The organism is Kitasatospora sp. NPDC059795 (assembly GCF_042732175.1).
Taxonomy (GTDB): domain Bacteria; phylum Actinomycetota; class Actinomycetes; order Streptomycetales; family Streptomycetaceae; genus Kitasatospora.
On record NZ_JBHWID010000002.1, the window covers coordinates 82,088 to 103,221 of the forward strand.

13 protein-coding genes and 1 tRNA gene are annotated in these 21,134 nt (G+C 74.3%); 9 read left to right on the plus strand and 5 right to left on the minus strand.

Going from position 1 to position 21,134, the window contains the following annotated elements:
• Positions 1-288: 288 nt before the first annotated feature.
• Positions 289-2,844 (plus strand): hypothetical protein, encoded by a 2,556-nt coding sequence (locus tag ACFV4P_RS04355; protein WP_380467270.1) that lies wholly within the window; start codon positions 289-291, stop codon positions 2,842-2,844.
• Between the two features lie 94 nt (positions 2,845-2,938).
• On the opposite strand, the gene ACFV4P_RS04360 is transcribed toward ACFV4P_RS04355, so the two are convergent.
• Positions 2,939-3,700 carry a polyprenol monophosphomannose synthase gene (locus ACFV4P_RS04360; protein ID WP_380467272.1) on the minus strand — a complete coding sequence of 254 codons (762 nt, stop codon included), beginning with the start codon at positions 3,698-3,700 and terminating at the stop codon, positions 2,939-2,941.
• A 200-nt stretch (positions 3,701-3,900) separates the two neighbouring features.
• Here ACFV4P_RS04360 and ACFV4P_RS04365 point away from each other — a divergent pair.
• Positions 3,901-3,973: transfer RNA gene (locus tag ACFV4P_RS04365), tRNA-Arg, on the plus strand.
• Positions 3,974-4,137: 164 nt separating this feature from the next.
• On the opposite strand, the gene ACFV4P_RS04370 is transcribed toward ACFV4P_RS04365, so the two are convergent.
• The 4 genes from ACFV4P_RS04370 to ACFV4P_RS04385 form a co-directional block, all read right to left on the minus strand.
• The gene (locus ACFV4P_RS04370) at positions 4,138-4,866 is read right to left on the minus strand and encodes an isocitrate lyase/phosphoenolpyruvate mutase family protein (RefSeq protein WP_380467274.1); all 729 of its coding nucleotides are present in this window, start codon (positions 4,864-4,866) and stop codon (positions 4,138-4,140) included.
• Positions 4,867-4,918: 52 nt separating this feature from the next.
• Complete coding sequence (locus tag ACFV4P_RS04375; RefSeq protein ID WP_380467276.1) at positions 4,919-5,554, minus strand: DsbA family protein; 636 nt, start codon at positions 5,552-5,554, stop codon at positions 4,919-4,921.
• A 253-nt stretch (positions 5,555-5,807) separates the two neighbouring features.
• On the minus strand, positions 5,808-6,617 hold the full coding sequence (locus ACFV4P_RS04380) for an ABC transporter permease (RefSeq protein ID WP_073811383.1): 810 nt from the start codon (positions 6,615-6,617) through the stop codon (positions 5,808-5,810).
• Positions 6,614-7,636 (minus strand): ABC transporter ATP-binding protein, encoded by a 1,023-nt coding sequence (locus ACFV4P_RS04385; protein WP_380467278.1) that lies wholly within the window; start codon positions 7,634-7,636, stop codon positions 6,614-6,616. The genes ACFV4P_RS04380 and ACFV4P_RS04385 overlap by 4 nt, the downstream gene beginning before the upstream one ends.
• 273 nt (positions 7,637-7,909) lie before the next feature.
• Here ACFV4P_RS04385 and ACFV4P_RS04390 point away from each other — a divergent pair, with 273 nt between their 5' ends.
• The 7 genes from ACFV4P_RS04390 to ACFV4P_RS04420 all read left to right on the plus strand — a co-directional run bounded on the left by ACFV4P_RS04390 (position 7,910) and on the right by ACFV4P_RS04420 (position 21,084).
• Positions 7,910-8,062: a hypothetical protein gene (locus ACFV4P_RS04390; RefSeq protein WP_158071904.1), complete on the plus strand. Its 153-nt coding sequence runs from the start codon at positions 7,910-7,912 to the stop codon at positions 8,060-8,062.
• Between the two features lie 101 nt (positions 8,063-8,163).
• On the plus strand, positions 8,164-9,402 hold the full coding sequence (locus ACFV4P_RS04395; RefSeq protein ID WP_380467280.1) for a cytochrome P450: 1,239 nt from the start codon (positions 8,164-8,166) through the stop codon (positions 9,400-9,402).
• Positions 9,399-10,205 (plus strand): HlyD family efflux transporter periplasmic adaptor subunit, encoded by an 807-nt coding sequence (locus ACFV4P_RS04400; protein ID WP_380467282.1) that lies wholly within the window; start codon positions 9,399-9,401, stop codon positions 10,203-10,205. Before ACFV4P_RS04395 ends, ACFV4P_RS04400 begins: the two co-directional genes overlap by 4 nt.
• Positions 10,202-13,246 (plus strand): ATP-binding cassette domain-containing protein, encoded by a 3,045-nt coding sequence (locus ACFV4P_RS04405; protein WP_380467284.1) that lies wholly within the window; start codon positions 10,202-10,204, stop codon positions 13,244-13,246. The genes ACFV4P_RS04400 and ACFV4P_RS04405 overlap by 4 nt, the downstream gene beginning before the upstream one ends.
• Positions 13,243-15,501 carry an ATP-binding cassette domain-containing protein gene (locus ACFV4P_RS04410; protein WP_380467286.1) on the plus strand — a complete coding sequence of 753 codons (2,259 nt, stop codon included), beginning with the start codon at positions 13,243-13,245 and terminating at the stop codon, positions 15,499-15,501. Before ACFV4P_RS04405 ends, ACFV4P_RS04410 begins: the two co-directional genes overlap by 4 nt.
• A 1-nt stretch (position 15,502) precedes the next feature.
• Positions 15,503-18,787: a DUF4135 domain-containing protein gene (locus ACFV4P_RS04415; RefSeq protein ID WP_380467288.1), complete on the plus strand. Its 3,285-nt coding sequence runs from the start codon at positions 15,503-15,505 to the stop codon at positions 18,785-18,787.
• A gap of 29 nt (positions 18,788-18,816) precedes the next feature.
• Positions 18,817-21,084, plus strand: coding sequence for a TOMM precursor leader peptide-binding protein (locus ACFV4P_RS04420; RefSeq protein ID WP_380467290.1), 2,268 nt, complete (start codon positions 18,817-18,819; stop codon positions 21,082-21,084).
• Positions 21,085-21,134 lie beyond the last annotated feature (50 nt).

Here is a 21,134-nt window from a genome sequence, read left to right on the forward strand (position 1 = left end):
TGACAGGGTGACGCCTCTCACACAGGCTTGTCGAGTACGCCTCCGAATCGTGACCTTGCTCCGGCAGGCTGGAACCACCGTCCGACGCCCCCGCGTCTGACCCGGCAACGGCCCCCGCAGCCAGGAAAAACGGCCGGTGGGGCGGGGTGCGGCGGGCCATCGCGGCCACGGTGCCGGAGACTGTACAGGTACTCGGGCGGGTCGAGAACCCACCCGAAAAAAACCAGCTTGTGTGATCGGACTGATCGGACCGGCAACCGCCGGGGCGGACGAGGAGGAGTGGGTTACGTGGGCAAGTCCCCGCAGAGCGAGCCGCGCGACGGCAAGACACGGCCGACCGAGGCCGAGGCCGAGGAGCGAGCTCCTCGCGAGGGCGGCTCCACGGTGAACCTCCGCGTGCGCGACGAGGAGGAGCCCACGTCCGCGTCCGGGTCCGGGTCCGGGTCCGCGTCCGACCTCGACCTGCCGGAGGCCGCCGCCGCGATCGCCGACGAGAAGCCGGCGCTTCGGCTGGGGCGGGTTTCGGCGGGGAAGCCGAAGGAAGAGGAGAAGGAAGAGGGGGACGCCGAGGAGACCGAGGCTGCTCCGGTCGCGGCCGAGTCGGCGGCGACGCTGCGTGCGGCGGAGGCCGAGGAGTCGGAGGTCGAGGAGGAGACTGCCCCGGTTGCGGCCGAACCGACGATGACGCTGCGCGTCGGCAAGGTCGAGGAGGCTGGGGAGGGCGCTGCTCCGGTCGCGGCCGAGCCGACGGCGAAGGCTGCGGAGCCGGAGGCCGAGGAGGAGGCCGTTCCGGTCGCGGCTGAGCCGGCGGAGAAGGTTGAGGAGTCGGAGGCCGAGGAGGCCGCCGAGGGGAAGGCTGCTCCGGTTGTGCCTGAGCCGGTGCCGACGCTGAGCCCGGCGAAGGCTGAGGAGTCGAAGGACAAGGCCGTTCCGGTGGCGGCCGAGCCGACGATGACCCTGCGCGTCGGCAAGGCCCAGGAGGCCGCGGAGGCCGCGGAGGCCGCCGAGCCGGCGGCGACGCTGCGCGCGGCGAAGGCTGCGGAGTCGGAGGACACGGAGGAGCCGGAGGCTGAGGAGAAGGCCCTTCCGGTCGTGGCCGAGCCGACGATGATGCTGCGCGTCGGCAAGTCCGAGGAGCCGGAGGCGACGCCGCGCGTCGAGACGGCGGAGAAGGCCGAAGAGCCGGAGGACGCGGAGGACGCGGAGGAGTCGGAGGCCGAGGAAGCCGCCGAGGAGAAGGCTGCTCCCGTCGTGGCCGAGCCGACGATGACGCTGCGCGTCGGCAAGGTCGAGGAGCCGGAGGCCGAGGAGGCCTCCGAGGAGAAGGCTGTTCCGGTCGTGGCCGAGCCGACGATGACGCTCCGCATCGGGAAGGCGGAGGAGGACGCGCCGGCCAAGCCCGAGCAGACCGTCATGCTGCGGCTGCCCAAGGACGAGGCCCCGTCCAAGCCGACCCCGCCGCCCGCTCCGGTCGCGAAGCCCGTTCCCGCGCCGAAGGCCGCGCCTGCGCCTGCGCCCGCTCCCGTCGCTGCGCCGCAGGCCGTCGCGTCGCAGGCGGCTGCCGGGCCGGAGAGCACCGTCGAGGCGCTGGAGGTGCTGAAGGCGCTGAGTGCCCGGCCGATGACCCCGTTCCGGCGGGCGATGAAGCGGGTGGTGATCTGGGGCGTCTTCCTGGCGGTGGTGCTCGGGGTGCTGGCGGCCGCGCAGTTGCTGCGTCCGCTGCCCACGCCGAAGGCGAAGCTGGGGCTGGCGGACTCGTTCACGTTCCAGGGCGAGCAGTTGAACATCCCGTGGCCGGCCAAGGGGCAGGCTGCGGCCGAGGTGATCGGGGTGGGTGATCTCGGCGCGTCCGGCCAGGAGACGCCGGTGCCGATCGCGTCCGTCACCAAGGTGATGAACGCGTACCTGATCCTGCAGGCGCACCCGTTGAAGAAGGGCCAGGCCGGCCCGATGCTCACGGTCGACAAGCAGGCCGCCGAGGAGTCGTCGAACGCCGACGAGTCGAAGGTGACCCTGATCGAGGGGCAGCAGCTCAGCCAGTACGAGGCGTTGGAGATGCTGATGCTGCCGTCCGCGAACAACGTGGCCCGGCTGCTTGCGCGTTGGGACTCCGGCAGCGAGGAGGCGTTCGTCAAGAAGATGAACGACACCGCCAAGCAGTTCGGCATGACCAACACCACCTACGCCGACCCGGCCGGCTACAACAACGACACCAAGTCGACCGCCAAGGACCAGCTGAAGCTGGCCCAGGTGGTGATCAAGGACGAGATCTTCCGGCAGGTCATCGCCGAGCCCGACACCAACTTCAAGGGCCAGCGGATCTACAACACCAACAAGGTGCTCGGCAAGAACGGCATGATCGGCGGCAAGACCGGTTCGTCGACGCCCGCGCAGTCCTGCTTCATGTGGGCGGCGGTCAAGGAGATCGGCGGCGTCAAGCGGACCCTGGTCGGTGTCACCCTCGGCCAGCCGGCCACCAAGGAGGAGCCGAGCCTGGTGAACGCGGCCCAGCCGGTCAGCCAGAAGATCAACGTGGCGGCGCAGTCCGTGCTGACCGGGCAGACCCTGGCCAAGCAGGGCGACGTGGTCGGCTACGTCGACGACGGCGTCGGCGGCAAGGTGCCGGTGGTGGCGGCCAAGGACCTGACGGTGGCGGGCTGGTCCGGCATCACCGCGCACCTGACCCTCACCCCGATCGGCAAGATCGCCCACACGCTGTCGGCCGGTACCCAGGTCGGCACGCTGTCGGCGGGCGACGGCGAGGACCGGATCGAGGTCCCGGTCACCCTCCAGTCGGACCTGGCGCCGCCGTCGATCGGCGCCCGCCTGTTCCGTCTCGGCTGAGCTCGTGGGGCCCGTTCGGGGCCCCGCACCCGCCTCCGCGGGCCGGCGACACTTGCTGTCGCCGGCCCGCGGAGGCTTTTCCGTGCCGGGTCTCTCAGCGCTTGCCGGTGAGCCGGGCGATCCGGTCGGCGACGCCCCAGGCGGTGACCCGCCAGAGGGCCTCCGCGACGATGCTGCGGCTCATCTTCGATGCGCCGTGCTCGCGTTCCACGAAGGTGATCGGCACCTCGGCCACCTTGAATCCGGCCTTGACGGCCCGCCAGGCCAGGTCGACCTGGAAGCAGTAGCCCTGCGAGGCGACCTGGTCCATCCCCAGGCCGAGCAGCGTCTCCTTGCGGAACGCCCGGTAGCCGCCGGTGACATCGCGGATCGGCACGTTCAGCATCAGCCGCGAGTACGTCGAGCCGCCCTTCGACAGCAGCAGCCGCGACTTCGGCCAGTTCACCACCGCACCGCCCGGCACCCAGCGCGAACCCAGCACCAGGTCAGCGCTGTGCAGCGCGGTCAGCAGCCGCGGCAGCTCCTCCGGCTGGTGCGAGCCGTCCGCGTCCATCTCGACCAGGACGTCGTAGCCGTTCTCGATGCCCCACCGGAACCCGGCCAGGTAGGCCGCGCCGAGACCCTCCTTGCCCTTCCGGTGCAGCACCTTCACCTGCTCGTCGGCATCCGCCAGCCCGTCCGCCAACTTGCCCGTCCCGTCCGGGCTGTTGTCGTCCGCCACCAGCACGTGGGCCTCCGGGACGGCGGCCCGGACCCGGGAGACGATCCGTTCGACGTTCTCCGCCTCGTTGTAGGTCGGAATGATCACCAGAATCCCGCCGAGCCCACCGAACGGGGTCTGAGGAGAGGAAGTCACGGGCCGGGGCCTTTCGGAGAGGTCGGATCTGCCACAAGAACGAACAAATCCACCGTAAGGCCACGCACCGCCCCCATCCCTCCGTCGCAGAACGCGCCGGACCGGGCACGGCCGTCCCGGGGCGGGGGAGAAACGGCGGGCCACCGTGCGGGCCCGATCCGCTAGGCTGTGACCGGTCGGCGGGGTGTTTCGTCGGCCCCGCCTCAGTAGCTCAGGGGATAGAGCACGGCTCTCCTAAAGCCGGTGTCGCAGGTTCGAATCCTGCCTGGGGCACAGTAGAACCGCAGGTCGCAGGCCCTCCGCCCATCCGGGTCGGGGGGCCTGTGGCGTTTTTGACGCACCTTCGGCGCGGGGGCGGGCGGTTGCTCGGGCCGGCCCGGGACGGGGGCAGGGCCCTCCTGCCGTGCGGCGGGAGGGCCCTGCGGGTTTGTGTTGCGCTACTGGGCGATGCGCTGGGCGAGGGCGGTGATCTCGTTGGCGATGTGGAACTGGAGGGAGCCGCCGTAGGTGACCCGGGAGGCGCCGAGGGTGTGGAGGTGGGCGGGGGTGGACTGGCCGAGGACGCAGACGGCGTTCACCGGGCGGGGGATGCCGGAGGTGAGCTCGGGGAGCGCGGACTCCGGGGCGAAGATCGGGTAGATGACGTCGGCGCCCGCGTCGATGTAGAGGGCGGCGCGCTTGACGGCGTCCTCGACCGAGCGGTCGCCGACCAGGAAGGTGTCGACCCGGGCGTTCAGGACCAGACGGTCGCCCGCGGCGGCGCGCACCTGGGAGAGCCAGTCGGCGTGCTCGTCCGGGTCCTTGAGCTGCCGGTCGACGGAGTCCTCCAGGTTGCAGCCGACCAGGCCGGCGTCCAGCAGGCGTTCGACGATCTCGGCGGGGGCCAGACCGTAGCCGGCCTCGATGTCGGCCGTGACCGGGACGTCGACCGCACGGGTGATCCGCTTGAGCGCGCCGAACATCTCGTCGGCGGGGGTGTCCCCGCCGTCCCGGTAACCGAGGACGGCGGCGACGGCCACGCTGGAGGTCGAGAGTGCGGCGAATCCCGCGTCGGCGAGGGCGCGGGCACTGACCGCGTCCCAGGCGTTCGGGAGGACCAGGGGGTCCGGGTGTTCGGTGCGATCGTGCAGGGCCAGGAACTCTCCGGCGCTCATGGTGGTGGCCATCAGGGCTCTCCTCTTCCTCGTCGATACGGGTGCCGATGCGGAATGCGGTGGGTCAGCTGAAGTCGAGCGATCCGGTGCGGGTGCGCTTCAGCTCGAAGAAGTCAGGGAAGTTGGCGAGCGCCCGGGCGCCGTCGAAGATGGCGGCGGCCTGCTCGCCCCGGGGGATCGAGTTCAGCACCGGGCCGAAGAACGCCACCCCGTCGATGTGGATGGTCGGGGTGCCGACGTCCTCGCCGACCGGGTCCATGCCCTCGTGGTGGCTCTTGCGCAGCGCCTCGTCCCACTCGTCGGTGTCCGCCGCGGCGAGCAGCTCCGCAGGCAGGCCGGCCTCGGCGAGGGCCTCGGCGGCGACGGCCGGGAAGTCCTTGTTGCCGCCGTTGTGGATGCGGGTGCCCATGGCCGTGTACAGGGCGGGGAGCACCTCCTCGCCGTGCTGGGCCGCGGCGGCGGCGCAGATCCTGGTCAGGATCAGCGAGCTGTCCACCAACTCGCGGTACCAGTCCGGGAGTTCACGCCCTTCGTTCAGCACGTACAGGCTCATCACCCGGAACCTGAGGTCGAGCTCCCGGAGTTGCTGCACTTCGAGGATCCACCGCGAGGTGATCCAGGCGAACGGGCAGGTCGGGTCGAAGTAGAAGTCGACCTTCGCGGTCGGGGCGGTGCTGGTCGGGGTGGTGCTGGAGGTCACGCGGCGTCTCCGGTCTCGACAGCGGCGAAGGCGGGCCCTGCGCCGTTCGGAATAAATCGCACAACGAAGCCTATGCCGCGCAGAGTTGACGTTCCATTATGTCCAACCGGCAGCTTCGGGCCGGGAAATTCGTCGGGTTTCACCCGTCCGGCCCGTCCGGCGGCCGACCGGTGGAGCGCCGACGGCCCGCCGCGCCCGGAAGTCCCGTGCGGGGGCGGGGACTTCGGGGAGGGGCGGGCCGGTCGGAGGGGCGTCAGCCGCGGCGCGGCTCCCAGCGCAGCAGGCGGCGGGAGAGGACGAACGCGGCGGCCAGCCAGGCGGCCACCAGCAGCAGCGACGGGGCGGCGGACGTCCAGCCGTGCAGCAGGTCGAGTTCGCGCAGCGGGCCGCCGGCCCAGCTCTCCGCGCCGAACTCGCGGCCGAACCAGGCGGTGCGCAGCCCGCGGATCACCGGCGACAGCGGCAGCGCGCCCGCCGGGCCGTGCAGCCAGTCCGGCAGCGCGGAGACCGGGGTGAACACGCCCGCGCCGAACATGCACAGCACCAGCACGGGCGTGGCCACCAGCGGCGCGGTCTCGGTGGTCGGGGTCAGCCCCGACAGCGCCACGGCCAGCACCGAGAACAGCAGGTAGCCGCCGAGCAGGGTGAGCAGCAGCAGCACGGGATCGGCGGGCAGCGGCGCGCCGAACCAGCCCACCGCGACGCCGCCCAGCACCAGCGCCTGGAGCAGCACCACCACCCCGCCCGCGCCCAACTGCCCGGCGAAGACCGCGCTCGGCGGGCACTCGGTGCCGCGCAGCCGCTTCAGCACCAGCTCCTCGCGGCGCGCCACCACACTGCCCAGCAGGTTGACGAACGAGGTCACCAGCGCCAGCCCGAGCAGTCCGACCGCCACGTAGCCGGCGGCGTTCACCCCGCCGATCTGCTTGTCGCGCAGCGGCGCGGCGACCACCAGGTTGAGCAGCACCGGCAGCAGGAACCCGATGAAGGTGGACCGGCGGTTGCGCCAGAACACCTTCCAGGACAGGCCGAACTGGCCCTTGGCGTACATGAACCAGCTCATCGGGACGCTCCCTCGGGGACGGCGCGGCGGTGGACGGCGGGGTGGGTGGAGGTGGGTTCGGCGAAGCTGGGCGCGGTGGCCTGGCGGTGAGCGGCGGGCCGACGGTGGGCGGCGGCGAGGTCCAGGAAGACGTCCTCCAGGGAGCTGGAGCGGACCTCCAGGCCGTCGAGCTCGACGCCCTGCGCGGCCGACCAGGCGTGCAGCGCGGCCAGCGCGGGCGCCGACCGCGGCACCCGGTACACCGCCCGGCCGTCCGCCAAGGACGGTGCGGCGCCGAGCAGTTCCGGGAGGGCGTCGAGCGGGCGGCCGGCCGGCAGTGGCAGCGTGATCAGGTCGCCGCGGCCGGACAGCACCTCGTCGACGGTGCCCTCGGCGGCGATCACGCCGCCGTCCATGATGGCCACCCGGTCGGCCAACTGCTGGGCCTCCTCCAGGTAGTGGGTGGTCAGCACCACCGTGGTGCCGCCCGCCCGCAGCTCCTCGACCAGCCGCCAGGTGGTGCGGCGGGCCTCCGGGTCCATGCCGGTGGTCGGCTCGTCCAGGAACAGCAGCTCCGGGTCGTTGAGCACCGCCAGCGCCAGGTCCAGTCGGCGGCGCTCACCGCCGGACAGCTGGCCGACCCGGGTGCCGGCCTTCGGCTCCAGCGCCACCCGGGCCAGCACCTCGGCGGTGGGCCGGGCCCCGCTGGTGAAGGTCCGCCAGCAGTCGACCGTCTCCTTGACCGTCAACTCCTTGAAGAACCCGCCCTCCTGGAGCATCGTGCCGGTCCGCCGGCGTACCCGCGCGCCCGCCGTGAACGGGTCCAGGCCGAACACCCGGACGGAGCCGGAGGTCGGCGGGTGGTAGCCCTCCAGCACCTCCAGCGTGGTGGTCTTGCCCGCGCCGTTGGTGCCGAGCAGGGCGAAGAGTTCGCCTCGGGCGATGGAGAAGGAGATGCCGCGCACCGCCTCGTAGTCGCCGTAACTGCGCCGCAGATCCACTACCTCCACGGCCGGGGAATTCTCGGAAAGAGGTGTCATGAATGCAGCGTGACGGGTGTGCGCGAGTATGTGCAAGTATCGCATCGTCGCAGGTCAGAGTATGTGCAAAATGTCATCTCGGGCAGTGACATTTCCCCTCCCGCGAATCTGACATCTCCTACTGCACAGGCTTTCGGGAGTCGGTCATAGTTGAGACATCGCCGAGAGCGGAACCGGAGAAAAGCAAAACCGGGAAAGCGAACGGCGGGACAGTGAAAGCGAGGCGACCGACCCGAGAAGCGGGCCGGCGCCGCGAAACAGAGGGAGATTCCCATGGCGCAGAACGAGATCAACAAGGACGAGCAGTTCGACATCGAGGTCGAGGAGCTGGACACCGTCAACGGCGGCGTCTCCGTCTCCTCGCTGCTCTCCGCCGCCTGCCCGGTGTCGAGCTTCAGCTCCATCTCGAACGCCGCCGCCGAGTAATTCGGGACTGTGCGGGGGTGGTCCGCTCCGGCGGCCCACCCCCGCACCCCTACCCGGCCCCAACGCCGTTGCCCCACCGTCGGATTGAAGGAGAGCCGGGCATGGACAGCCTCCGGCACGAGCTGACGCGGTTCATCCAGCAGCCCACCGCGCAGCAGGACCCACCCGCGCTCTACCGCAGGCTGCTGGCCGAGGCGCCCGTCCTGGACCTCGGCCCGCTGTACGTGGTCTCCGGACACCAGGAGATCCTCGCCGTCCTGATGAACCCCGGCACGCACGTGGACCCGACCACCGTCGGACTGCCCCGGGCCGGCAACACCGCCCTGCTCAAGGTCGTCAACCGGATGCTGCCGATGCGCGACGGCGCCGACCACACCCGGCTCAAGCGGCTCGCCACCGCCGCGTTCAGCCACCGCCGGCTGGAGCAGATGCACGAGCGGATCGAGACCACCGCCGCCCGCCTGCTCGCCCCGCTGATCGCCTCCGGCTCCTTCGACCTGGTCGCCGACCTCGCCGTACCGCTGCCGGTCGCCGTCTCCTGCGCCGTCCTGGACGTCCCCGACTCCGAGCACGACCGGATCACCGGCTGGGCCTCGCTCGTCGCCCGCTCCCTCCTCGACCCCTTCGGGGACGGCCCCGAGGCCGCCGCGCTCGACGCCGAGTTCGCCGAATTCCAGGCCTACGTCGAGGAGTTGTGCGCTGCCCGGGCCGCCGCGCCCGGCGACGACCTGATCTCCCGGCTGACCGCCGCCCGCGACGACGGCCGGCTCGACACCGAGGAACTGCTCGCCTTCGTGGTGATGCTCCTCGCCAACGGCCTGGAGACGCTCACCTCCGGACTCGCCGTCGCCGCCTGGGAGTTGATCCGCACCCCCGGCCTGGCCGCCCGCATCCGCACCGAACCCGCGCTCGCCGCCGACGTCTTCGACGAGGCCCAGCGCCTCGGCAGCCCCGTCCGGGCCAGCGCGCGGGCGCTCACCCGCGAAATCGCCCTCGGCGGGACCGTGATCCCCGCCGGCAGCGTCGCCATGCTGCTGTACGCCGCCGCCAACCGCGACCCGCGACGCTACGCCGACCCCGACCGCTTCGACCCCGACCGCCCCGAACGCCAGCACCTCGCCTTCGGCCACGGCCCGCACCACTGCCTCGGCGCCCCGCTCTCGCTGATCGCCGGCGCCGCCGTCCTGCGCGGCCTCGCCGAGGCGGACGCCGTACGGCAGTTGAGCACCACGCTGACCGACGCGACCGCCCGCCGCCACGAACAGTTCGCGTTCGGCGGCATCCGCGAACTGCCCGTCGTCTGCCCGCTGCGGGACCACCTGGTGGGGGTGGCCGCATGACCACCGTGACCGAACGCCCGGACGCGGACACCGCCCCGCAGACCGCCGCCGTCGCCGCTGTCGCCGCCGCGCGGGCCGCCGCCGTGCTGGAGCCCGGCCTCGACCAGCCGGTGCGGCTGATCGGCGCACGCCTCTGGCTGGCCGGCGTCGCCCTGCTGCTGGCCGTCGGCGCGGGCACCGGCTGGGCGGTGTGGGGCACCCTGCCGAACACCCTGACGGTGCACGCCGTCGCCGCGCACGGCACCGCGCCCGTCCGGGTCGCCGCCACGCACACCGGCAGCCTGCTCGCGTTCTCCGTCCGGCCCGGACAGCCCGTCACCGCCGGCCAGCTGCTGGCGCAGGTGACCGGGCCCGACGGGACGACCACCGAACTGACCGCCCCCGCCACCGGCACCGTCAGCGCGCTGCTCGCCGCCCCCGGCGCTCAACTCGCCCCCGGCACACCGGTGCTGGCCCTCGACCCGGCCGACGCGCCGGCCACCGTCCGGCTGCTGCTCACTGACCCGAAGGACGCCGCGAAGCTCGCTCCCGGCCAGCAGGTGCTGGTGCCCGTGCCCGGCGGGGGAGCGGTGCACGCCGTCATCGACCGCATCGACCCGATGCCCGTCCGCGCCGACACCCTCGACGGCACCCTCCCCGTCGCCGTCCCCGGCCTGCCCACCGGCCCCGCCCCCGTCTGGCTCGCCTACGCCCACCTGCCCCAGGACACCCGCCTCACCGGCCCCCTGGCCCTCGACGTCCGCGTCGACCTCGGCAGCCGCCACCCGTACCAGGCCGTCCTCGGCAAGGAGCCCAAGCGATGAAGCCCACCCGCCTCAAAGCCGCAGAGCCACCACCGACCACGACCGACCGCGACACGACGCCACGCGGCGGCCGGCAGGGCAAGCGCTCAACCGCCGTGCACGGCAAGGCCGGTGGACGCCGGGAGCGGGTGTCGGGGGGTGTTGCCTCTCCCGGCTCCGCGACGTCTGCGCCACGCGTGGGCCGCGGCGGTCGGCCGGAGGCTGCCGAGGTCGCCGAGCGCGCTGCGGTCTCCGGCTCCGCCGAGGCTGCGCCGCGCAGCGGTCGGGCCGGGCAGGCCGATGCCTCCGCCCACGACGCCGGTGCGGCGCGCGGTGGGAAGGGTGTCGCGTCGTCCAGCTCCGCCGGGCTTGCTTCGCGCAGCGGCCGGTCCGAGGGCCCCGCCCCGCGGGCGGGTCGCGAAGGCCGGGCGGCTGAGCGCTCAAGTGCGCTGCCCAGCAAGGCCGTCGGTCGGGCGGAGGCGCCCGGACGCGCTGCGGCCTCCGGTGCTGTCGAGTCTGCCCCGCGCAGCGGTGAGGCTGGGCAGGCCGACGCCTCCGCCCACCGCGCCGGTGCGGTGCGCGGCGGGGCGGCTGCTGCGTCGCCCGGCTCCGCCGAGTCTGCGCCGCGCAGCGGTCGGGTCGGGCAGGCCGACGCCTCCGCCCCGGATGCTCGTGCGGCGTGCGGTGGGGAGGGTGCCGGGTCTTCCGGCTCCGCTTCGCGCGGCGGCCGGGCAGGAGGCGGCACCTCCGGTGGCAGCGGCTCCGGGCCGGCGTCGTCCAAGTCGTCCAAGTCCGCCAACGCGGCCGGGCGCAAGCGCCGTTCGTACCTCCGGACGCCTGTCGTTCCGCAGATGGAGGAGCAGGACTGCGGGGCCGCGTGCCTTGCCGTGGTGTTGGGGGCGTTCGGGCGGCGGGTGACGTTGCACGAGGCGTCGCGGGCGTGCGGGGTGTCGCGGGACGGGGTGAGTGCGGCGGCGGTCGCGCGGGCTGCCGGGCGGTACGGGCTGGTGGCCCGGGGGCGTCGGGTGGTGCGCGGGGAGGACCGGCTGCAGGGGCTCGGCGAGGTGCCGGTGCCGTCGATGGTGCTGGTGACCGGCCCGCACTTCGCGGTGTTCGAGGGCGTCAAGCGGGGCCGGGTGTACGTCAACGACCCGTCGCTGGGCTCGTACTCGGCGACGCCGGCGGAGTTCTGGGAGTCCTTCGCGGGCATCGCCGTCGGCTTCGAGCCGGGCCCGGACTTCGAGCGCGGCGGCGTCCGCTTTCCGCTGCTGCGGGCGCTGGCCGCCCGGATGAGGCCGTACGCGTGGCCGCTGCTGGTCGCCGTGCTGGTCGGCATGCTGATGACGGTGCCGGGCGTGGCGGGCGCGTTCCTGCTGCGCACGTACCTGGCGGCCGTGGTGAACGGCGGCCGGGCCGGCTGGGCGGTGCCGCTGACGGTGGCGGGCCTGTCCGTGGCCGGGCTGGTGCTGGCCGGGAACTGGCTGCGCTCCGCGATGGTCAACCGGGTGCTGGAGGCGATGGCCGCCCGTTCCTCGGCGGCGTTCCTGTGGCGGATGCTGCGGCTGCCGGGAGCGTTCTTCCACCGCCGGCAGCTGGGCGGACTGGTCACCCGGGTGCAGCTCAACGACGGCCTGGCGAACCTGCTGTCCTATCGGGTCGCCGGCGCCGCGTCCTCGCTGGCCGCCGCCGCCGTGCACCTGGTCGCGCTGCTCTGGCTGGCCCCGAAGCTCGCCGCGATCCCGATCGCGGTCGCGGTGCTCGACACCCTCGCGCTGCGCTCCGCCGACCGGCGGCGCGGCGGCCTGATGCACCGGCTGCACGCGGAGGGCCACAAGCGCGACGGGGTGGCGTTCGCCGGCGTGTCGGCGATCGAGACGGTGAAGGCGGAGGGCGCGGAGGACGCGCTGTTCCGTTCCTGGGCGGGCTGGCAGGCCCGTGCCGCGCACACCGGTCAGCGGGTCGCCGAAGCCGTACTGGTGCCGCTCTCGCTGCCCGGCGCGCTCAACTCGGCCGCCGCCGCCGTCGCGGTGGTCGCCGGAACGGTGCTGCTGCTGGCCGGCTCGCTCTCCTTCGGCACCCTGCTGGCGTTCCTGCTGCTGCTCAACGGGTTCCTCCTGCCGGTCTCCCAACTGGTCGGCACCGGAGCCGAGTTCACCGTCGCCCGGGCGCAGAACGCGCTGCTTGAGGACGTCGCGAGCAGCGAGGTCGACCCGTACCTCGCGCCGGTGCTCGACAGCCCGGCCGAGCCGGTCCGGCTGCGCGGCGAACTGGAGCTGCGCGACCTGGAGTTCGGCTACGACCCGAACCGGCCGCCCGCGCTGTCCGGCATCTCGCTGCGGATCGCCCCCGGCGAGTGGGTCGCCGTGGTCGGCGGCTCCGGCAGCGGCAAGTCGACGCTGGCCCGGCTGGCGGCGGGCGTGCTGCGCCCCTGGAAGGGCGAGGTGCTGCTCGACGGGCGCCCCCGCGACTCCTGGCACCGGGGCGTCGTCACCGGCCAGGTCGCCTACGTGGAGCAGCAGTTGAGGCTCTTCGAGGGCACCGTCCGGGACAACCTGACGCTCTGGGACCCGGCCACCGCCGAGGACGCCCTGCAACGCGCCCTCGCCGACGCCGAGGCCGCCGAACTGGTGCGCCGGCGCGGCGGGTTGGACGCGCAGATCGACGAGGACGCCCGCAACTGGTCCGGCGGCGAACGCCAACGCCTGGAACTGGCCAGGGCGTTGGCCCTCGACCCGGCGCTGATCGTGCTCGACGAGGCGACCAGCGCACTGGACGCGCACACCGAGGCCGCCGTCAACGAGCACCTCCGGCGACGCGGCGTCAGCTGCCTGGTGCTGGCCCACCGGCTGAGCACCATCCAGGCCGCGGACCGGGTCGTGGTGATCGCGGCCGGCCGCATCGTCCAGCAGGGACCGCCCGCCGAGCTCGCCGAACAGGACGGCCCGTACCGGGAGTTGCTGCGTGAAGCCGCACGCGGGACCGAGACCGCCCAGGCCGCCCGGACCGCCCGGACCGACACGACCACCGAGAACCGACCCGCCCGAACGGAGGCGCAGGCATGAGCACGATGACCGCCGCCCGCCATGGCGGGACAGAGACTGCCGCGGCGGACGAGGAGCGCGACCCGGCGACCCGGGCCGACGCCACCGCGGCTGCCAACCGGACCGCACTCGCGGACGCGTTGGCCGAACTGGGAACCGCCGCCACCACCCGTCCGCATGCCCTCCCGCGCCGCGGCGAGACCTCGTCGTTTGCGCCGCGCCACCGCGCGGACCAGGCGCGGGAGGTGCTGCGGGCCCTGGGAGTGGCCGTTCCCGAGGAGATCCCCGCCGCGGTGCGGGACGCCGCCGATCCGGTCACGGCGCTGCTGCGCCGGGCCGGGGTCCGCTGGCGTCCCGTCACCCTCGCCGACGGGGACGAGACCGGCACGGCCGGCCCGATGGTGGCGTTCGCCGCCGAGGACGGCCGACCGATCGCCCTGATTCCCCGGGCCGGACGGCACCGCCGTCACGACCCGGCCTCCGAACGGGGGGCATCCCGCTCGGAGTTGAGCCGCCAGGCGCTGCTGCTGTACCCGCCGTTGCCACCGGGGCGCCCGACCCCGGGAGTCCTGCTGCGTTTCGCCCTCGCCGTTCCCGGTGCCCGCCGGGACCTCGCGGTGCTGAGCGTGGCGGGGCTGGTCTCGGCGCTGCTCGGTCTGCTCGTCCCGCTGTCCACCGGAGTGCTGCTGCCCGGCCTGCTGCTGGCCGACAAGCACCCGGTGCGCTGGCTGGCCGTGCTGCTGGGCTCCGCGGTGGTGGCGTCCTGGCTGCTCACGCTGGTCCGCAACGCCGCGGCCGTCCGGCTCACCAGCCGGGTGCAGCACGCGCTCGAACCCGCTGTCTGGGACCGGCTGCTGGCCCAGGACGCGCGGTTCTTCCGCGACTTCACCACGGGTGATCTGGTGCACCGGGCGAACGCGGTGGCGCAGGCCCGACAGGCCCTTTCGGAGGTGCTGGTGGGCGCCGTGCTGGGCGCGGTGTTCGCCGTCACCGGTCTGACGGTGCTGCTGCTGGTGGACTGGCGGCTCGGCGGGCTGCTGCTGCTCGCCGTGCTGGCGGTGACGGCCGTGCTGCTGCTGCTCGGCCGTCGCCGCCAGGAGTTCGAGTCACAGGTGTTCGAGGCGCACGGACAGCTCCAGGGGGTGCTGTACGGGCTGCTGCTGGGCATCGACAAGATCCAGACCGCCGGCCGGGAGATCCAGGCGTTCGCCCGCTGGGTGACCCCGTTCGCCGGGCAGAAGCGCGCCGACGCCGCCGCGATGCGCTCCGACGCGGTCGCCGGGGCGCTGACCACCGCGCTCCAGCCGCTGCTGCTGGCCGTGCTGTTGGCGGGCGCGACGTTCGGCCCGGCCGCCGCGGCCGGGCACCTGATGGCGGCGGGCGTCGCGGCCGGCCAGGTCGCGCTGGCGCTCGGCCAGGTCACCCACGCGGCGGCGAGCGCGTACGGCGTCGCCCCGGTGCTGGAGCGGCTGCGGCCGATCCTCGCCGAACCGACCGCGGGCGCCGGCGGCGGGGCCGACCGCTCCGGGCAGCTCGCCGACCCGGGCCGGCTGAAGGGCCGACTCGCCCTGGACGGCGTCACGTTCCGCTACCCGGGCAGCGCCCTGCCCGCGCTGGACGCGGTGTCGCTGCGCGCCGAACCCGGCGAGTTCGTCGCCGTGGTCGGCCCGTCCGGGGCGGGCAAGTCCACCCTGATCCGGCTGCTGCTCGGGTTCGAGCGGCCCGAGTCCGGGGCGGTCCGCTACGACGGCCGCGAACTCGCCACGCTGGACGCCAGGTTGGTGCGGCGGCAGGTCGGCTCGGTGCTCCAGCACGGCCGGATGCTGCGCGGCTCGCTGCTGGAGAACCTGGCCGGCGCCGACCCCGACGTCGACCAGGGCCGGATCTGGCACGCCGCCGAACTCGCCGGAATCGCCGACGAGTTGCGCGCCCTGCCGATGGGTCTGGGGACCCGCGTCGGCGAGGACGCGCAGGGCTTCTCCGGCGGCCAGGTGCAGCGCCTGCTGCTGGCCCGCGCCCTGGTCCGCGACCCCGCCGTGCTGCTGCTCGACGAAGCCACCTCCGCACTCGACAACGCCACCCAGCAGCGGGTCGCCGAGGCCGTCGCCGGCCTGGACCGCACCCGCCTGGTGATCGCCCACCGACTGAGCACCATCCGCACCGCCGACCGGATCTTCGTGCTGGACGGGGGCCGGGTGTCCGCCGAGGGCACCTACCGCGAACTGCTCGGCACCGACCCGCTGTTCACCCGCCTCGCCCGTTTCCAGGAGATGTGAGATGTCGCTCGAAATGCAGACCTGGCTCCGCACCGCCGGAAGTCCGGGCCCCGACGCCCCGCCCGCCGCGCTGCTGCCCGAAGTCCCCGGCGCCGACGAGCGCCTGCGGGCGGTCGTCGCCGCCGCCGCGAGCTTCGAGGAACGCGCCGCCGCCCGCGACGACGGGCAGGCGCTGTTCGCCCCCGACCCGGCCGAGGACCGGCGCAGCCGCGCCGCCGCCGTCGAGACCTGGCTGAGCCGCGCCGCCGGCGACCAGCGCTCCGCCGGCGTGCTGCTCGAACACCTCGCCGAGACCGGCCGCCCGCTCGGCGAGGGCCTGCGCCGGGTCCGCCTCGCCGACCCGGGCCGGCTGCCCTCCTGGGCGCACGCCCTGGCCGCCTTCCTCCGCGCCCAGCAGACCGAACCCGCCACCGCGCCGGGCGCGTTGACCGCCGGGTTCGCGGCCGCCGCCGACGCCCTGCTGCCCACCGGGCCCGGCGGGATTCTCGGCGTCCCGGTCGCCGACGCCGCCCGCGCCGACCTGGCGAAGACCCTGACCGGCCGGCTCACCGAGGCCTGCAACCTGACCTTCTGCCACGAGTTCCAGCTCGTCACCGGCCGCCCGCGGGCCACCGAGTGGAACGCCGAAGGCGGCCCGGACGCCTCCGTCGCCGGCTGGCTGGCCCGCCTGGAGCGGCTGCCCGCCCTGGCCTACCTGGTCGGCACCGTCTGCCGGCAGTGGCAGGAGATGTACACCGAGATGTTCGCCCGGCTCGCCGCCGACCGCACGGAACTCGTCCGGCGGATGTGGCACGGCGCCGACCCGGGCGCCCTCGCCGCCGTGCGCGGCGACGCCGGCGACCGGCACGCCCAGGGCCGCTCGGTGGCACTGCTGCACTTCGAACACGGCGTGGGCGTGGTCTACAAGCCCAAGGACATGCGGCACGCCACCGCCTTCCTCGGCCTGGTCGAACGCCTCAACTCCGAACTGACGCTGGACCTTCCGCTGCGCACCGTGGTGGTCCGCTCCGACCGCGGCGACGACGGCCACGCCGCCTCGCTGAGCGCCGACTGCTCCGGCGACTACGGCTGGGAGGAACTCGTCCCGTCCCGCCCCTGCGCCGACCGGGCCGGCTTCGCCCGGTTCTACCGCCGCCTCGGCATGACGATCCGCCTGGTCCAGCTGCTGGAGGGCCGCGACCTGTGGGCGGACAACCTGCTCGCCGACGGCGAGCACCCGGTGCTGATCGACCTGGAGTGCCTGCTGTACCCGCGGGTGCAGGCCCCGCCGGTGCTGACCGCCGCCCAGCACGGCCTGCTGGACGAGCTGGAGACCACCGTGGTGCGCACCGCGATGGCCTTCCAGGCCTGGACGCCCGCCGGCCGCACCGACGCCCTCGACATCGGCTGCCTGTCCCGGGTCGGCAGCCTGGAGACCGCCCCCGGCGTGCCCGCCCTGCCGCTGCCCCCGTACCGCCCGGTGCACGACGGGCAGCCCGCCGACCCCTGGCAGTACACCGAGGAGGTCGTCGACGGCTACCGCGAGATGCACGCCGCCCTGCACCGCCTGCGCGGCGAACTCGCCGACCCCGAAGGGCCGTTGAGCGGCTTCCGGGGCGTCTGGGTGCGCTACATCTGGCGGCACACCTGGGACGGCTACAAGATCCTGCGGGCCTCCACCAGCCCGCTCGCGCTGGACGACGGCGCCACCCGCGAGACGGTCATCGCCGGCGCGCTGCGCGGCGCCGTCGTCGCCCGCGCCGGGGACGCCGCCCGCAGCGACCTGCTGGAGGTGGTGCTCGCCGAGCTCGACTCGTTCCGCACCTTCGACATCCCGTTCTTCCGCTCGCTGACCACCTCCTCCTCGGTGTTCACCGCCGACGGCCGGGAGATCCCCGGACACTTCCAGTCCACCGGCTGGAAGCGCCTCCAGCAGCGGGTCGCCGAACTCGACGGCTTCGACCTGGACGCGCACGTCGCCGTGCTGTCCGGCTGCGTCGACGCCGCCCGGGCCGGCACCGAGCAGGCCCCCGGACAGCCCGTCCCGGACCCGGCCGTCCGCCCGCCCGTGCCGCGTCGGGCACGCGCCGCCGAACCGCCCACCCCCGGCGAGCTGCTGACGGCCGCCACCGCGCTCGGCGACCGGATCCTCGCCGACCGGCGGCCCACCGGCTGGCTCGGCCAGAGCTGGTACCCCGGCACCGGACTGCGGCAGGTCGAGGCGCTCGGCCCCGACCTGGTGTCCGGCACCCTCGGCATCGCCGTGCTGCTCGCCGAACTCTGGTCCGCCACCGGCGAACCCCGCTTCCACCGGGCCGCGCACGGCCTGCTGTCCGAGGCCGCCGCGCTGATCGACCCGAACGAGCCGCGGGCGTTCTCCTTCGCCGGCGACTCCCGGCTGGCCTCCGGCGCACCCGTCCCCGGCGGCTTCGCCGGCCCCGGCGCGATCATCCACGGCCTGGCCCGCGGCGGCCTGCTGCTCGGCGAACCCGACTTCCTGGCCGCCGCCCGGGCCCTGGTCCCCGGCGCGCTCTCGGTCGCCGAATCCGCCTCCGACCGGCCCGGCCGCCGCGCGAAGGTCCCGCACGGCGACGTGCCGCTCGGCACCGCGGGCCTGCTGCTCAACCTGCTCCGGCTGCGCCGCGCCGCCGGCGCCGGCCACGCCGACACCGACCGGGCGATCCGCACCCTGGCCGCCGGCGCGCTCGACCGGCTCGGCGAGGAACACACCCCGTTCGACTTCCGGCAGCTCGTCCTCGGCGGCGCCGACTCGATCGCCGCCGCCCTCGCCCGCACCGTCGCCGAGGCCCCCGCGCTGCTCGCCGACCCCGAGGCCGTCCGGGACCGGCTGCGCGCCCACCGCTTCGCCACCGCCACCCGGGCGGGCCGCCTCGCCTGCCTGGACACCGCCGTCTCGCTCGGCGCGGACGCCGTCGACGGCGCCGACCTGGGCGCACTCGCCCCGCCCGTCACCGGCCCCGAACTGGCCGCGCTCACCGGCCGGGCCCTGCTGTCCGCCGCCACCGAGGCGCTCACCGCCGCCGAGGCCGGACTCGTCCACACCCTGCCGGAGGCCCCCGAGAACACCGAGGCCCTGCTGCCCGGCCCGTTCTACGACGGACGCGAGGCCGCCGCGCTGATGGTCCGCGAACTGCTCACCCGGCACCGCCTGCACGGCACCTGGTTCCCCGACCGGGCCGCGCACGACGCCGTCAACCTCGGCGCGCTGGACGGCACCGTCGCCGTCGGCCTGCTGCTGCTGCGCCTGCACGACACGTCCGCCGCCCCGCTCGCCACCCTGCGCTGACCGCGCGCCGCTTCGAGGAGTACCCCGCCATGTCCGAACTCATCGGCTTCAAACGCCACTTCACCCCGTACGTGGTCGACGGCGAGGCCGTCTACCTGGTCTCCGAGCGCGGCGTCTCGGTGGTCGACGGCCGGCTCGCCCAGGCCCTCGCCCCGCTGCTGGACGGCACCCGTACGGCTGAACAGATCGGTGCCGCCCTCGACGGCGTCGTCCCCGCCGACAAGGTCGACGCGGGCGTCGACAAGCTGCGGGCCGGCGGCTGGGTCGCCGCCGCCGACCCGACCACCGACCGGCCCGGCGCGGCCTTCTTCGAGATGGCCGGGCAGGACGGCGACGCCGCGATGGCCGCCCTGCGCGGCGCGCGAGTCCGCATCGAGGTCCACGGCGAACTGGACACCGCCCCGTTCCTGGCCGCGCTCACCGCCGCCGGAGTGACCGTCGACCAGGACGCCGCGTTCACCGTCGCCCTCACCGAGGACTACCTGCACCCCGGCCTCGCCGACCGCAACCGGCAGGCCCTCGCCGACGGCCGCCCCTGGCTGCTGGCCCGCCCGGTCGGCTCCATCGTCTGGGTCGGCCCGGTGTTCACCCCCGACGTCCCCGGCGTGGACGGCACCGGCTGCTGGGAGTGCCTGGCGCACCGGCTGTCCGCCAACCGGCAGTCGCTCAGCTACCTGCAGCACCGCCTCGGCCAGGACGAGCCGATCTCCACCGCCGGCGCCCACCTGCCCGCCACCCTCGCCCTCGGCACCCAGCTCGCCGCCCTGGAGACCGCCAAGTGGCTGGCCGGCGCCCGCCCGCCGCAGCCCGCCGTCACCACCCTGGACACCGTGCTGCTGGAGAGCGAGAAGCACGTCCTGGTCCGCCGCCCGCAGTGCGCCTCCTGCGGCGACGACGCGATGATGACCCGCCGCCAGCTGGAACCCGTCCGCTTCGAGCCCCGCCCCAAGGCGTTCACCGCCGACGGCGGCCACCGCTCCGCCTCGCCCGAGGACATGCTGGAGAAGTACCGCCCCCAGCTCAGCCCGATCACCGGCGTCGTCACCACCCTCGTCCCCGCCGCCCGCACCCCCACCGGCCTGCGGGTCTACGTCTCCGGGCAGAACCTGTCCCGGCAGAGCGGCGACCTCAAGCAGCTGCGCACCGGCCTGCGCTCGGTCAGCTGCGGCAAGGGCCGCACCGACGTCCAGGCCCGGGCCTCCGCGCTCGGCGAGGCCATGGAACGCTTCTCCGGCGTCTTCCAGGGCGACGAGGCCCGCCGACTCGCCACCTTCGCCGAACTCGGCGACGCCGCCGTCCACCCCGAACGCACCCTGCTGTACTCCGCGAAGCAGTACGCCGAACGCGACCGCTGGAACGTCAAGCAGTCGATGTTCAACGTCGTCCCCGTGCCGTTCCGCACCGACGACCCGATCGAGTGGTCCCCGGCCTGGTCGCTGACCGAACAGCGCCACCGCTGGCTGCCCACCCAGGCCATGTACTACGGCTACCGGCACCGCGGCCGCTTCTACGCCGCCGGCGACTCCAACGGCTGCGCCGCCGGCACCTCCTTCGAGGACGCCGTCCTGCAGGGCTTCCTCGAACTCGTCGAACGCGACGCCGTCGCGCTCTGGTGGTACAACCGCGTGCAGCGCCCCGGCATCGACCTCGACGCCTTCGGCGACCCGTACATCGACCAGCTGCGCGAGGTCTACCGCGGCCTGCGCCGGGAGATCTGGGCGCTCGACCTGACCGCCGACTTCGGCATCCCGGTGGTCGGCGCGTTCTCCCGCCGGCTCGACGCGAAGCCCGGCTCCGGCACCAACGAGGACGTGCTGATCGCGTTCGGCGCGCACCTCGACCCGCACATCGCGCTCACCCGGGCGCTCACCGAGATGAACCAGTTCCTCGGCCCCGTCGCCGGCGACGAGCACGGGCGGGTCACCTACGCGGGCGCCGACCCCGAGCAGAAGGCCTGGTGGACCACCGCCACCGTCGCCAACCAGCCCTACCTGCTGCCCGACCCGAACGCCCCGCGCTCCACCCCCGCCTCCTGGCTGCCGCTGGCCGGCGCCGACCTCGCCGACGACCTGGCGCTCGTCCAGCGGATCGTCGAGGACCACGGCATGGAGTTCCTGGTGGCCGACCAGACCCGCCCCGACGTCGGCCTGCCCGTCGCCCGGGTGATCGTCCCCGGCATGCGGCACTTCTGGGCCCGCTTCGCGCCGGGCCGGCTCTACGACGTCCCCGTCCGGCTCGGCTGGCTGGACACCCCGACCCCGGAGAGCGCGCTCAACCCGATCCCGATCTTCATCTGACCGACGTGCGGGGCAGCCGGGCCCGGCTGCCCCGCCCACCCGGGGAGGTA